Annotated in this window: 8 protein-coding genes and 1 pseudogene; 4 read left to right on the top strand and 5 right to left on the bottom strand. The window is 45.8% G+C overall.

The features are described from left to right. Positions 1 to 19: 19 nt before the first annotated feature. Positions 20 to 4,144 carry a glycoside hydrolase family protein gene (locus tag QZ918_RS02780; RefSeq protein ID WP_293330766.1) on the bottom strand — a complete coding sequence of 1,375 codons (4,125 nt, stop codon included), beginning with the start codon at positions 4,142 to 4,144 and terminating at the stop codon, positions 20 to 22. Between the two features lie 943 nt (positions 4,145 to 5,087). On the opposite strand from QZ918_RS02780, the gene QZ918_RS02775 reads away from it, so the two are divergent. Both QZ918_RS02775 and QZ918_RS02770 read left to right on the top strand, forming a co-directional pair. After that, positions 5,088 to 6,116 (top strand): site-2 protease family protein, encoded by a 1,029-nt coding sequence (locus tag QZ918_RS02775; protein ID WP_293330764.1) that lies wholly within the window; start codon positions 5,088 to 5,090, stop codon positions 6,114 to 6,116. 70 nt (positions 6,117 to 6,186) lie between these two features. Next, positions 6,187 to 6,861 carry a PEP-CTERM sorting domain-containing protein gene (locus tag QZ918_RS02770; RefSeq protein WP_293150066.1) on the top strand — a complete coding sequence of 225 codons (675 nt, stop codon included), beginning with the start codon at positions 6,187 to 6,189 and terminating at the stop codon, positions 6,859 to 6,861. A 107-nt stretch (positions 6,862 to 6,968) separates the two neighbouring features. Here the strand turns inward: QZ918_RS02770 and QZ918_RS02765 are convergent. Then, positions 6,969 to 7,064, bottom strand: a pseudogene (locus QZ918_RS02765) (1,4-alpha-glucan branching protein domain-containing protein); the annotation flags it as partial. Between the two features lie 358 nt (positions 7,065 to 7,422). Here QZ918_RS02765 and bchI point away from each other — a divergent pair. Beyond that, positions 7,423 to 8,538, top strand: a complete 1,116-nt coding sequence (gene bchI / locus QZ918_RS02760) for a magnesium chelatase ATPase subunit I (protein ID WP_524538454.1) — start codon at positions 7,423 to 7,425, stop codon at positions 8,536 to 8,538. A gap of 62 nt (positions 8,539 to 8,600) precedes the next feature. Here bchI and QZ918_RS02755 read toward each other — a convergent pair whose 3' ends face one another. The 3 genes from QZ918_RS02755 to QZ918_RS02745 all read right to left on the bottom strand — a co-directional run bounded on the left by QZ918_RS02755 (position 8,601) and on the right by QZ918_RS02745 (position 10,702). Continuing rightward, a complete protein-coding gene (locus QZ918_RS02755) occupies positions 8,601 to 9,236 on the bottom strand; it encodes a precorrin-8X methylmutase (protein WP_293150068.1) in 636 nt (211 codons plus the stop codon). A gap of 403 nt (positions 9,237 to 9,639) precedes the next feature. Further along, positions 9,640 to 10,443, bottom strand: a complete 804-nt coding sequence (locus QZ918_RS02750) for a TPM domain-containing protein (RefSeq protein ID WP_293150070.1) — start codon at positions 10,441 to 10,443, stop codon at positions 9,640 to 9,642. A 94-nt stretch (positions 10,444 to 10,537) separates the two neighbouring features. Further along, positions 10,538 to 10,702: a hypothetical protein gene (locus QZ918_RS02745; protein ID WP_293330762.1), complete on the bottom strand. Its 165-nt coding sequence runs from the start codon at positions 10,700 to 10,702 to the stop codon at positions 10,538 to 10,540. A 400-nt stretch (positions 10,703 to 11,102) separates the two neighbouring features. On the opposite strand from QZ918_RS02745, the gene QZ918_RS02730 reads away from it, so the two are divergent. Next, on the top strand, positions 11,103 to 15,171 hold a 4,069-nt coding region (locus tag QZ918_RS02730), incomplete at its 3' end, for a DUF4114 domain-containing protein (protein WP_527250381.1).

The raw sequence follows: 15,171 nt of genomic DNA, 5'->3' as shown, positions 1-15,171 counted from the left end.
ACTAAATCGTTATAAAGAATTAAGGTACAGCATATAAGTATTTCTTTGCATCCTCAGAAAGATATGCTTCATAAGCAGTACCAACACCAATTTGGCTTTTCCAAATCTTTGCGGCATTATAGGCATTTTCCTGTTCTGCATATACAGGAATACCTATAAAAATACCCTTGATAATATCCCAAAAACTAGATCCTACGTTCTTAGCTTTTTGTACAAGTTCGTTGACAAATTTACTCACACTAGATATCCAGTCTTCAACTAAGGGTTTCAGTAAATCATACAATTCACCTACAAGCCATTCGCCTAGCCATGCACCAGCAAATGCTGCGGTAGCACCAAGCAGAACATTCCCTAATCCAGGTACCGCTGAAGCAGGAGGTTGAACAACAGCCCCAAGTATTCCTGATCCGACTGAGGCACCAATAACCTTCAAAATTTCTTCGAGCTTATCATCCCCAAATCCAATTTGAAGACCGTCAAATAAGTATCCTACTAATTTAACTGGACCCGGTGCTTTTTTAGTCGCGTTCGCCAATTGATTAAAAGCCTTTTTGCTACTAGGCGGTAAAATCTTGTTAGCTGCTTTACCAATAATCGATCCCCATTGATTCAAAGCATCAATAATCCCTGAAAAGGCTTTATTGATATCAAAATTTTTGAATCCTTGAACCAAGCTAGACGAATTAAATTGAATGATTTTTTCAATGGCAGAAAGAAATTGATCCCGTTGCTTTGGCGATAAATTAACATAAATCTCAGCACCAATTGAGATTACCCAGTCGGACATCTTGTTGATTCCTTTACTAAAAGCGGTTTTCAATAGGGAAGCCAACTTAGGAATCAATAGCTTAACTTGGTTGCCAATCCGTAATGTTATATCGTTGATTTGACTATAACCCGCTATGTGTTTCCAAGGATCAGATCCAAGCTTAAAGTATTCTTTCAGGGGATTTTCGATTAATTCTTCAGCAGCAGATATAAACGGACCAATTCCAATACCGCCTCCAAACTTCTGAGCGGAGTCATTCATCTGGTTAAAAAATTCCTGCAATTTTTGAAACAGTGTATTTTTTCGCTCTTCACGAATTTTATCTTCAGAAATGGGTTGTGCAATGATATTGACAGATCCTTGCGATCCATTACCTGTATTATTTGGACTAGAACTTGGTGGATTGCCTCTGAATAAAATGCCTTCTTCATTACGCCGTCGTACTAAACCGGGCAACTGAACACCGCCACCATACACCCATCGATTCAGCTCAGTTGGCACTGCACTGTACTCGCCAGCATTCAGTCGTTTCAGTAAATCTGACTGTTGAAGAGAGCCTGCACCAAGATTGAAGGTAAAGCTCACCAGTGCATCGAATTGCTGCTGGTTCAGTGGCACTTTAACTAAGCTTTTTACTGCTTTTACTGCTGTATTCACATCCGCTCTGAGCAATTCATACGCACGCTGTTCGCTGATGCCGCCGCGAAATTCTGCTGGTTCGCTGCCATTACAATTGCCGAGGTGTACGAGATGACCGACTCCGATCGTGCAATGACCAGCAGGATCGTTGTATAACTTAAGTCTGGTTCCCTCATGTTGGGCAATAAACCTCAAGCCAGCTTCGCTAACTGTCGATGCTGACGTTCCCGGTGAAGGAGTTGGCGTAACTGGCTTACCCGGCCCAGTTTGATAAGTCACAGGCAGATAAACCGACTGTCCCACCTGCAAATTGCGTGCTTCCGCTTCCGTAAACGTACCGCCACCTGGTTTCTTAATTTCCGTCCAACGGTTAGCATTCCCCAATTCTCGCAGAGCGATCGCCGATAACGTATCGCCACTACGCACAATGTACTGACGCTGCTGTCCAGGCTTTGCCGGAGGTGCATTATAGGAATTAGTCTGAGCATTTTCCAGTCGGACAAACGACACTCCAGCATATTGAGCCGGCGTCAGAATTCGTTCCTTAATTCCACTACCTGTCGGCCAATTTGCCTCAGTAATCCGAACCCTTCCATCGGGATAAACCTCTTCCAAAAAGGCAACGTGACCCACACTTCCAGCGCCTTTAGTATTAGGCGGCCAAACCACTAAACCCCGCGCCCCAACTGTTGGTGTAGAAGTAACCGGCAAACTTACCTTCAAAGCATCGTTTTTCCACAGCCCAGCATTACCCAGGAACAAAGCATTTTTCTTGATAGCTGCGGGTAACAATCCTGTTTCCAGCATCCGTCCGTAAGCATACCAGGTGCATTGCCCTTGCCAGCGGTACGCAAAGGGATTGACTGGCCCACTCCGATAATTTGGTGAATTGGAGTTAATCGGAACTTGAGGAGTTGGTTTGGGAGTTGGTGCAGGTGTGGGAGCTGGTGCAGGTGTGGGAGTTGGTGTTGGTTTGGGAGCCGGTGCAGGTGTGGGAGTTGGTGTTGGTTTGGGAGCTGGTGCAGGCGTGGGAGTTGGTGTTGGTTTGGGAGCTGGTGTTGGTGTTGGTGTCGGTATTGAGCCAACATTCTGAATGTACAAAGCCGACATATACCCGCTACCATTAGCGAGACGATACCAAGTGCTGCTCTTGCCAAGTCCGCTTGTATCTGCAACCAATCCACCTTGAACGGGCTGATCTAAAAATTCTAGTTGAGTACCTGGAGTTATTTTGGCAACTTCCGCCGAGCTAGTATTAGGCTGAGAACGTATTCTCAACCACCCAGTCACCTTGACATCACCAACATTATTGATTCTTCCATTGAAATTAACTGCTCTTTCACTAGGCGTAACCTTCCCTTCACCACTCCAAGTATCAGGAACAACTGTTGCTGGAATTTCGTAGACTTCCGGCGTAGTCTTCTTCGCCAAATCAACCGCAGCCAACGTATTCAAAAACCCAAAACCCGTCTCATCATCCCATCCAACCGGCCCCAAATCCCTCGCCGTAGACTTCAAAATCTCCATCACTTGACGATAGTTCAAAGCAGGATTTGCCGCCCAAACCAAAGAAGCCGCCCCCGCAACTTTCGCAGTCGCTACCGAAGTCCCCGCCATCGTCCCCAAATCATTTCCCGCAGTCGATAAACTTGGGTGTTCATTCGTGCCGCCATCTGCCAAAATATCCAAACCGCGGCCATAACTAGAATAGTTCGATCGCCCGTTAATATCCCCAGCCCCAACCGTAAAAATATTGTCAAACTCCTGAGAAGCTTGACCCAAAACCGACATCACACCGCCGTCGTTACCCGCCGCCACTACCAGCATTACCCCATTTTGCCGCGCATATTCGATCGCACTTCTTTCTGGCGGAGTCAGCTCATAGCGCGTTGTCACAATCCCGTCAGCATTCTTCTGAGTCAAATCCAAACTGAGATTGGCGATCGCATTTTTCTGTCCCGAAGCCTTCGCAGCATCCACAAACTCTACCAAAGAATCCGCCCATCTCCCAGAATCGATCGCCCTTCCCACCCACTTTGGCGCAGTCTTATTAATTGCATCAACAATCCCCAACATAAAAGTACCGTGCTCGCTACCTTCCCCAGCTTTCAGCAACGGATTATCATCCCCGCCCACATAATCGCGGCCCTTCTTAATATTCGCGTAATTCAAATAAGGACTATCCGCACTCACACCAGTATCAATACTTCCCACCAAAGGCTGAGAAGCTAAAGGAAAATTCAGCAATTGACGGATGGCATTCGGATTGTTAGGATTCGGCGAATGGGGATCGACAGGAATTACAGCAACCGGCAAAGTCTCAAACGCACCGCCCGGATTGTAAGGAGTTTGAGTCGCAATCCCATCATGGTAGAGACCCAGCGGGTCGAAATCAATCAGCGGCGGTAGATTGTTAGTTGGTGCATCAGGGGCGATCGGGCAAACACCGCTATCAGCCAAGAAATTAGGTAAATCTAAATCAGGAAGCGACAAAGAACCGAATAACTGATGCAGCGGATTCAAATCATCCAGCCATCCCCCAACACCTGCACTCGGAGTTACAATTCTTTCCAATACATGACTGCGGGATTTTTTGCGGCCTTTGCGTTTCGGTGAATTCCCAAAACCTTGAGCCTCTTTGCGTTTTTTGCCACCAAAATTTAGCCAACCCATAATCTTTCCACCTTGATTAATATGAATTTCGATCGCACGAACTCGATCGAATGCCTCCCGCATTCAACCAAAATCGTTACTTGACAAAAATCTGTAAGTAATAATCTGAAAATTTTTCTTTGTTTGAAAAACTACGCAAGGTTGACAAATTTTACGTATTGGCGATCGCTTCACATCTGCCGCGCTTTGCTAACGGTCTCGTTGGCGATCGCCCAACACTTTGTCAATGCTTAATTTTTCGATTTTTTTAGCTTCTTCACGGTTATCCTACACCAAAAACCCTCTTTCTATTGTAAATTTTGTGTAAAGTTTTTTGACAAACTTAATTAGGTCTGACTCCAAAACCTGGTTTTTACGAAAATATGCGATCGCAGCCTTTAAAATCGATAAAAAACCCGGTTTCCGGCCGCCAGCCCTACATTCCAAAAATAGTTAGAATTTGCCCTTGCTTTTTTTATGATTTCTGATAATATGAACCGAGAGGTGAAGTTTGGAATGAGGTCTGAAGCCCTAGCAAATATCACCAAAGCTTCTTCAAAAACTACTCCCCCATTTCCCTGCTTCTTTGAAACAGGGGCAATGTTTACTTGGAAACTTTACGTTTTCAGCAAGATTTAGGGCGGCTCGAAATACTCAAAAATACAGTGGAGAAAACATAGAAATATAATAGGGCGATCGATTCAAGACAATTCAATAAAAACACCCACTTTGAGCGAACACTCTTGTCCCCCTCTTCTTAAGGGGGCTAGGGGCGATGCGATGGAGTTTCGGCCTAAAACCCACTGTCTCTCTGCTCGATCCGAAAGTCTAGATCCCCCTAAATCCCCCTTAAGAAGGGGGACTTTGAGTGAATTCTCTTCTTCTCCCGAATGTTTTGGGGAACTTGGTGAACACTCTTGTCCCCCCCTTATTAAGGGGGGCTAGGGGGGATCGCAATCTCCGCCTAAAAACGAGTAATTTCTATTCAATTAAATCGAAACTTTCTCAGCCAAAGTAACAATATGCTATGGAACTCAAATCAGCGGTGCAGTGGATAGCTCATCCAGACGGTCATTGGATTCTTCGCAATCCCGAAGACATGACTTTCATGGAAGTTGACGACTTTGACAAACACCTAATCTTGCAACTAAGCAAACAACCCGTAACAAACACTCTCGCTGAATACAACATCGATTTAGAAGATGTGCAAAATCTCTTGAGAAGCTTAGCACAAACGGGAATGCTAGAAGGCACAAAAGCCCCGAAAGCCAAATTCAATCTCCTATCTTTCACAATTCCCCTAGTCAATCCCGATGTCTGGCTGTCGCAGCACATCGACAAATTGCGCTGGATTTGGACGTGGGAATTTGGGTTTTTCCTGGGCGCTTTCATCGCATCTTCCGCAGCAGCATGGTTTGGTTCCTCGGCCGAAGTTGTTGTCTCGCACCAGCAGTTGTGGACAGCCGGGAAAATTGAGACTATTATCACATTTGTCTTGCTGACAATCCTGGTAATATCTTTGCACGAACTCGGTCACGCTTTCACGCTCAAACATTACGGCGGCATTGTTAAAGAAATTGGATTGTTATTTATGTGTTTCATTCCTGGATGTTATACAGATACTAGCGACCAATACAGTTTAGTCAAGCGAAAACAGCGGGTTTTAGTCGTGGCGGCGGGAGTTTTGATTCAAGTAACAATTTGGGCGGTTGCTGTTTGGGTTTGGCTGTTTTCTCAGTCGAATCCTGTCTGTCATCAAATTAGTTATTTATTGATGGTGGCGGCTTTGCTGACTGTAGCAATTAATTTGAATCCCCTCAACCGATTTGACGGTTATTATTTTTTGGTTGCAGCCACTGGGATTAACAATCTGCGTCAAAAGTCGTTTGATTTTTATATGGATTTGTTGCGGAGAGACGAGATTGAGGCAGAATCAAGTGATAGATTGGTTTTGGCAGCTTATGCGCCTTTGAGTATCATTTATACTGTTTTTGCTTTGAGTTATTTAATGTCCTTGCTGGGAAACTGGGCTTTGCTAAATGTTCCGAGTTTTTAACCGCAGATCGATCGCAGGCGGGACGCCCGTGTCACAAAATACCACTTTATTATTTTAGGAGTTTATCGAAATGAATGTTTGTCAAAAGTTGGGAATTGTTGGCGGAAGTTTGAGTTTTGTACTTGTTAGTCAATCTTTGTCAGTACAAGCTGCTACTCTTACTCAAACTTATACTGTGGATCTGGGTTCGCAGCCGTTAAATAGCAGCACAAATGTGATTTTGCCGAAGTTTAATTCGCTGTTGGGTACTCTGTTGAAGGCTTATGTTACGGTCAAGTCTACTGTTAATAATAGTGTCAGCATTACTCCTTTGACTGGAGATTTTACGGGGACGGCGACAACTAATGCAAGTATTGCTGTGAATATTCCGCTGTTGAAAGTTGACCCTAATTTGACTTTGAGTGTGTTAGCAAGTCCGCCGGAAACGAGGATTGCTAGCGGTGGTACGGGAAGTGTTAGTGGTTCGGCTTCCGGTACTGTGTCAAAAAGTTATGATTCCCAGCAGTCTCTGAGTGCTTTAAGTGGATGCGATGGTGATACTTTTATCGCAGGTTTGATGACTACGGGTTTGACTAAAATTACCGGAAATCCGGTTAGAGGTAATTTTGGAGGTTTGGTGTCGGCTAATACTACAGTTAGTGCAATTTATGAGTATGAACCTGTGCCGGAACCGATGACGGTGGCTGGTACGTTTGTGGCGGCGGGAATGGGTTTATTGTGGAAGAAAAAACGCACAAAAAGATAAGAAGACCTAGCGGTTAAAATTACGTTATTTTCTTCAGTCTGCGGAGGCAGACTTTGTTTGTGTAGGCGCGGTTTCAACCGCCGTCTGCATCTGTTTTGGGTAACTTCAAGCGATCGATAAATGCGATAATTAATCTCAGGGAAGATGCGATCGATCTCCTGAACCTTCTCCAGCCAACCGGAATCTATTTTGTCTTCTTTAACTTGCAAACTTCCAGGATTTTTGATGTTAGATTGGTAAAGGTCAAAAATATTTTTACTGTCAACTGTGCTTGTGTAGGTTTTGCTGCCAGTTAATGCACCGATGTTAGTTTCAGAAATTTGCACTCTTCAAAAAAATGGTTGCTTGACTTTGATCTCAATGACTTATCTGGACTCAGCCGAGGTTTTTATGCGAATCGCGCAAAATTGTTACATTTGTTTACAATTGGCTCGATCGCCCTTTTCGTTTCCCTTCAGCGCTGAAGCCCGTCACGATCCAAAATCCAAAATCTAAAATCTAAAATCTAAAATCCCTTATCCCTTACAATAAACAGGCAATTATTATATTTTGAGTTATCCTGTGAGTCCTACTGCCGAAGTCAGCAATAACCTAAATGCGGGCGCTCTGCCAACCGTTACCGCTACCCCAGCCCGCCGCGCTGTTTTTCCCTTCACTGCGATTGTTGGCCAGGAGGAGATGAAACTGGCGCTGCTTTTGAATGTCATCGATCCCAAAATTGGCGGAGTGATGATTATGGGCGATCGCGGTACAGGCAAATCTACCACAATCCGCGCCCTCACTGATTTACTGCCAGAAATTGAAGTCGTGGCTGACGATCCTTTTAACAGCCATCCCACCGATCCCGATTTGATGAGCGATGAAGTGCGCGATCGCACTTTGCATCACGGTACAATGCCGATCGCCCGCAAAAAAGTACAAATGGTAGACTTGCCGCTCGGCGCTACCGAAGACAGAGTGTGCGGTACGATCGACATTGAGAAAGCTTTGTCGGAAGGAGTTAAAGCTTTTGAACCAGGCCTTTTAGCTAAAGCTAACCGCGGCATTCTTTACGTCGATGAAGTCAATTTGCTCGACGATCACTTAGTCGATGTTTTGCTCGACTCCGCCGCCAGCGGTTGGAATACTGTTGAAAGAGAAGGCATTTCGATCCGCCACCCAGCTAAGTTTATTTTAATCGGTTCCGGGAATCCAGAAGAAGGAGAATTGCGGCCGCAATTGCTTGACAGATTTGGAATGCACGCCGAAATTCGCACCGTAAAAGACCCAAATCTGAGAGTAGAAATTGTCGAACAGCGATCGAGTTTCGATCAAGATCCACCCGAGTTTCTCGCAAAATATCAGCACCAACAAGACGATATGCAGCAGAAATTGGTGGAAGCCCAAGAAAGATTAAAATCCGTAAATCTCGATCGCGATTTGCGAGTAAAAATCTCCCAAGTCTGCGCGGAATTGGACGTAGACGGGCTGCGCGGCGATTTGGTCACAAATCGGGCCGCAAAAGCTTACACCGCCCTAGAATGCCGCACAGAGGTAACAGTGGACGATATTCGCAAGGTGATGACTCTGTGTTTGCGCCACCGATTGCGGAAAGACCCGCTCGAATCCATAGATTCCGGCTATAAAGTGACAAAAGTGTTCGATCGAGTATTCGGCCTAGAAACAACCGAAGGTTAGAGCGTCAATGGCCAAGAGTCGTATCTTAACAAATGGAACCTCTGCGAGTCGGCTTTAAATTCTCATAAACCCGATCGACTGTTCCCCTCTTGGCCATAGGCTTGCCAAGCCAAATCCACCAAACCGTTAACAATCGCCACAGCCACCACCGCCGAACCCTTGCGCCCCTCAATCCGAATATGAGGAACCATCGAATCGTGCAGCCTCGACTTAGCCACGTCAACCCCGACAAACCCCGAAGGAGTCCCAATCACCAAAGCCGGTCGAATTTCCTCAGCCTCAATCAAATCCACCAGCGCCGACAAAGAAGTTTGAGCCTGACCAACCACAAAAATCCCCTCAGGATAGCGTCTGGCCAAAGTTTCAATCCCCCAAGCAGCCCGCGTTTTTTCCTTTTGAGGACGCGTCAAAGCCTCCATCGAACAGTAAACCGGATTCGCAAAGGTACTTTGGATCAGCGGCGTAATCCCCACCTGCACCATCGGCACATCTACTACGATCGTAGTTCGTGCAGCCAAAGCAGCCGCCCCAGCTTGCAAAGCCTGATCGGAAAAACTAATTAAAGACTTGTACTCAAAATCAGCAGTCGCATATATCACACGGCGGACTATTTCGTACTCCGCCGCAGAAAAACCGTGGTCGCCAATTTCGTTATCGATTAATCCCAGACTCTGGGCATCGCTTACGTGCCATTCCATTTGTTGGATAGCTGTCGCCTGTGTGTTGTCAGGTATCAGCTTACCAGCTTTTAGCGATTAGTCATTAGTCATCACTGATTAGTTATTTGTCAGGAGGGGATTTTTGGGTACTTTTGGCGGCCGACAAATCATCTCACGACTGCCACATTGGGCAGAAACCGGGTTTTTCAGGAGTTAACTTGGTTGCATATCGCAAAAAAAGCTACAAAACCCGGTTTCTTCTGACTTGCGCGCGGGGCCGAGAAACCGGGTTTTTCATGAGTTAACTTGCTTGCAACCGTTTGTAGTGCGGACTTCAGTCCGCTTTATGCTGCGGACTGAAGTCCGCACTACAAACCGCACATTATATAATGACTAATGACTAACGTTCGCGAGCGGGGACGCTCGCACTAATGACTGATGACTAACTTTCTTCTGAAGGAGACTTGCCCAATACTGGAGTCAAGAATGCTACCAAAGCCCCGATCGCAAAACCGGCCACATTTCGGGCCAAAGGTAACCAATCAGAAGTCCGAGTCACCACAGGCCCAATTCCGAAGGCCAAAAACAGAATCCCCCACAGCGGCGAAAAAATCAGCGCCCACTGCCAAGACACACCGTCTCCCGGTTTCCGAGGCTGAGCCGCAAACCCGCAGATCACACCGCCCAGCACCGACGTAATTAATGTCAGCACCCACTGTTCCCTCGGCAAACCGGGAACTACGCGACAACCGCCCTGACGCAAACAGCCTTCTATCGACTCCAAAGATTCAATGATCGATCGATCTTCGCCATTGTCCCGCACAAAAAACTGATTGCCGTAGCGGGTTTGCAATTCCACCCAAAAAGTGCGCGGCAGCAGTGGATACAGCGCATCCCCCACATTAAAATTTAGTAAATTGCCACCGCGCGGGTCAGCAACTAGCAATACACTTTTATTGTCTAAGCCCCAATAACTTTTCACAGCCAAACCGGGCGTGCGATCGTACTGAGTCAGCACTCGCAGCTTCCAACCGGTTTCAGCTTCAAAGGCGTTTAAATTTTTGGCCAAACCCTCTTCTTCAATATCCGTAAGGGCTTTAGCTAAATCAATGATCGGCGTTTGAGTCGAAGGCAACAAATCGGGATTGTTGAAAGCATGGGCCGCAGGTGCGATCGTCCACACCGACACAGCCAGAAAAAAGGCGACAGCAGAGGCTAGAAATTTGCGGGGGAAAAGCTGTGACATAGGAAATTCTAATCCGGGTCTTAATTGTGAATGTTAGCTGGCGGTCTTAACCAGAGGATAAGAGAAAACTCATATTTCTTTACAATTATTTACTTTACAGGAAGCCGAGAGCAAGGGGAAGGGTTCGGGGAAGGAAAGTTTGCGATCGGGGAAAGGGCTGACAATTAACCGTAGAGGGCGCGATCGCGATCCAGGGCAAACCGCCGTTAAACAAAAGCTCGATTTCCTGACGGGTGAGTATCGATCCCAGATATTGCACCCGCAATCAAAAACCTGTAAGGGCGGGTTCACCAAAAGCTTTAAGGGGTGCAGACAGGTTAAATAAACCCGCCCCACCCACAAAAAAGCCCCTTATTGATATTGGTGCAACATCTCAGATTGATAATCATTGAAGCCGATGCTAACAGAGAGAGACCGGATGTGCGATCGGTTATTTAAGTATTTTCCTGCCTAAAAAAACTTACCTTCATAAAGATTTAACATAAATTTAAAAACTATCAGTAAATATACGGCAAATATAACAGACTAGCAACATCAAAAAAAACTCTGAAATTCTGTATTTTCCCGAATATCTTTGTAATCGAGTCTACCCGATAATGATCGGTAACCGCTGAATAATGATTTAAAAGAAATTAACCATTTGTCAAGGAGTGTCCAGAGTGCCTTTAACCGACCCGATTGGAGAACCTTTAACAAAAGTGGAATCCTTAATTCCCGGACTAGCCCCAACTTTGGCCCCACAACTGCCGGGAATTCAGACTAACAAAACCTTATTATATCAAACTCCCGGATCTTCATCAAACTCTGAAAAACCTAACTTAATAGAAACCGCCAAGCCGCCACAATCCGAATTCAGTCGAGCCGAAACCGATGCTTTTATTACTAACAAAGCCTCCGATATTAACAGCATACCTTCTGCTAAAACCAGTGCCACCAAAACTAACAGCTACTCCAGGGATTCAACAACTTCTGAAATTGACCTTCTAATTGGCAAACTCGACTTGGACTTAGGAGATCCCCTGACAAACCCGAATCCAACCGCTTCAAATAGCGAGCCTTTTGACTCTAATAAACCCGTTCCTCACCCACCTGCAATCAGCTCGTTAGTCAGTAACTCACAAGTTAATAAAAGCACATCGGCTGCAACCACTGCGAGTGATAAATTACCTGAAAATAAAACACAATTACTCCCAACCGGAGTGGCTAACTCAGAAAAAGAAAATAACAAAACATTACCCGTTGTAACTACATCCACAAACTTAGAAAAAGCTTCGGACAAAACACCATTACCCGCAACCCCTGAAACGAGTTCAAAACCCGAACATAACAAAATACCCTTATCGTCAGGGGCTACACTCAAAAGTGATTCAGAACCCAATAAAACATCACCTGTAACTGTATCAACGGTTGATAACTTAGAGCCGAACAAAACATCACCTGCAACTGTATCAACCGATCGCTCTGAGCCGAACAAAACATCACCTGCAACTGCATCAACCATAATACCAGATCGCAGTACAACTTCATCAGAAAAATCCGAGAAAATTGCAGTAACAAATTCAACCGAATCTATTACAGCTAGTCCAAATATTCCCTCAACTGATAAAATCTCTACAGACAAACAGTCCCCAGTTGCCAAAGCTGACGACAAGATAGACTCAGACAAGCAATCTCAAAACTCCACAATTGTGGAGAAAGCCAACTCAGGCGAACAATCTCGTAATGCCGAAATTTCTGACAAAATAGACTCCGATAAAAAAGCTCCAATTGCCTCAACTTCAGAAACAAAAAACTCAGACAAACAGCTTCCAATTGCCGAAATTTCTGACAAAATAGACTCAGACAAAAAATCCCCAAAAGTCGATGCAACACCGACAGAAAAACCCCCTTCAGATTCTCAACTGCCGCCGACTACACAGCCCCCAACAGCCCAATTAGTTCCAGCCACATCTAACCCAGTTTTACCTGACACTAATATCAGTGCAGAAGTCAAATCAACCGATTTACAAAAGCCAGTACAAACCGCTACTCAATCTTTAACTGACAAACAGAATGATACAGGAAAAGTTGACTCATTAAAAATCGAACCTGCTGCAATACCAAAAACAGCAGCCAGTGAAAATGTAACGGTGACGACAGCAACAGCAGCAGTTAACACCCCAGAAAAAACTCCGAGCAATACTGACTCAGTTTCGGAAATTAAACAGCCAGTTAAAACAGAATCTATTGTCAGTCAATCAGCAGATGCTGAATTAATCAAAACCGACAAAGATGCAACTTCCAGCATCTCTAAACCTCCCGCAGAAACAGAGTCAATTTTCGCTCCAATTGCGGAAAAATCTCCTGCAAAAACAGAGTCGCTTGTCTCTAACGTTGGCGAACAATCACCCAAACAAAGCAACTCCAACGTTTCTACCGCACCCGAACAATTGCCAACAAAAACCGAGTCAATTATTCTCACAAAAAACGATTCGGCTACGGTAGAAAATGAGAGCGTTTTTCCTGAAATAACATCAGAAATTGAAAGCGAATTGCCAACAAAAACCGATTCGCCATCGACAGCAGAATTCACTGCTGATACAATCGAACGGGACATTACTGTTTCTGAAACAGCAGCGGAATTAGAAACTGAGAAAAGCCCAGCACTCTTCTCAACTCCATCAGAGACAGCAGCAGTTACGACACAGATAGCAGAAGTCGAAACAAGCGCTTCACCCTCAACTCTTAAATCCCCACCTGAACCAAATTCAAAAAATCATAATAGCAATTCAAATCCCACAGAAACTGTCGCCGTCCTACCCGCGTATTCCGATCCTGAAATTGCGCCCAAATCCGCAGAGATGACAAGCGGTTTGCTACTGTCAGCAACCGAAGAATCTGCTCAACTTTCAGACAATATTGCAGACACTAAACCTAATTCAACACAGCGTACTGGCAACTTTCAAAGCAATACCAATTCCCCAACAAATCTCTCAATAACAGCAGCAGCCAACTCACCCAATCCCGGCACTTTCCTTGTAGATGACCAAGGACAAGTCAAATTTGACTATGTATTTGACGGCGGCTACTTTACTGGCGAAGTCGGCATTTTTAGTCTTTCAGGAATGGAAGCATTTACACCTGGTACTCCAGAATTCATCGCCGAAGCTGCTAGGAGAGTCCTAACTAATTCCACATTAGGAAACGTTGTAATCCGCGACAGTACAGAAGGATCCAAATTCACCGGTTCCATGCCGGGAGAATACGACTTCGGTTCAGGAGAATATCAGGGTATCAAAACTTTCAACATGACCCCTGGAGATACCTTTGCTGTCATGTTCGTACCCAGCGGTACAGTACAATCATCCCTCCAATACTCCTGGCTGTGGGATTTGTTCCCCGAAAACCGCCCCTTATTCAGTATCGCCACAGCCAATCCCAGCGATACCGCTCATCTGCTACAAATAGCCGACATTACGGGCACCGGCAACACCTTCGCCCTCGAAGATATGTCGGCTGCTAACTCAGACAGAGATTACAATGACCTAATCTTTAAAATTAGTGGCGCAACCGGAAACGCACCGCTGCTAGATACAGTCATCAACCCTGACAAAGAATGGCGCAATACAGCTTTAGGACAACAATTGCTCGCCGCAGTCAATCCCCCGAATTCTGACAACAATCCGCCCGTTGTTTCGCCGACAAGCGCTCGGACTTATACAGAATTAGAGACAACTATTTCATTAGACAATCTTGCCACAGATGCAGAGGGCGACCCTCTGACAATTAGCGTCCTCAATCCAGTAAACGGCACAGTAATTTTCAATCCCTTAACGAACAAAGCATCGTTTAAACCAGCATCCGGTTTCTCCGGTATTGCCAGCTTTGATTTCCTTGCCAGCGACGCTTTTGGGAGTTCAACGCCCGCGCGGGTGACAGTCAATGTCAGCGATGTTCCCCTGCTAAATCTAGATTTTGTGAAGCGCAATCCGCGACTCAATGCAGGAGAAAATACGGAATTGATTGTGCTCGGAGATTTTGCCGACCAAAAAGGTGTAGTGCTCCCAGATTCTTATCTAACTTACACTTCATTCAATCCAGAAGTAGCACCAATTGATCCAACGGGGAAAGTGACAGGTTTAACCAACGGTACTTCAGTTTTGAGCGCTAGTCGCAACAACCTGCAAGCAGTCACCCCAATCCGAATTGGGACGATGCCAGCACCCACAACAGACGCTCAATTGCATCAGATACTAGCCGAAATGTACGGACTAGACCCCTACCCAGATGCCGTCTCCCTGACACCCGGTGCAACGCGGAAACTGTCCCTCGGCTTAAACTCCAACTTCACCGAAGCCAACCTAACCGCAGCCAGCACAGGTACGCGCTACTTTAGCAACAACAGCAACATCCTCAACGTAAGTTCCGACGGCACCATTACAGCAGTCGGCATCGGCGATGCCACCGTCACAGCCATTCACGGCACCGCATCCGCCACCATTCCAGTTCGAGTCGAAGCACCGAAAATCGGCCGGGCAGCCTTGGGAACCGACGGTGGCATCATCAACTCAAGCGACGGAACCCTAGCACTCATGATACCTCCGGGCGCTCTCAAACAGAATGCAACCGTCAGCATTGCCCCAGTCAACCAACAAAACTTGTCCCTACCACTACCACCGGGATTTGAATTTGCAGGGGCCTTCAACTTAAACTTTAGCGATAACTCCCTGAATATACCCGCCCAGTTGG

Source organism: Microcoleus sp. CAWBG58, from assembly GCF_020883045.1.
Classification (GTDB): Bacteria; Cyanobacteriota; Cyanobacteriia; order Cyanobacteriales; family Microcoleaceae; genus Microcoleus.
The sequence above is the reverse complement of the archived record's forward strand: the minus strand, read 5'-3'. Positions and strand labels throughout refer to the sequence as shown.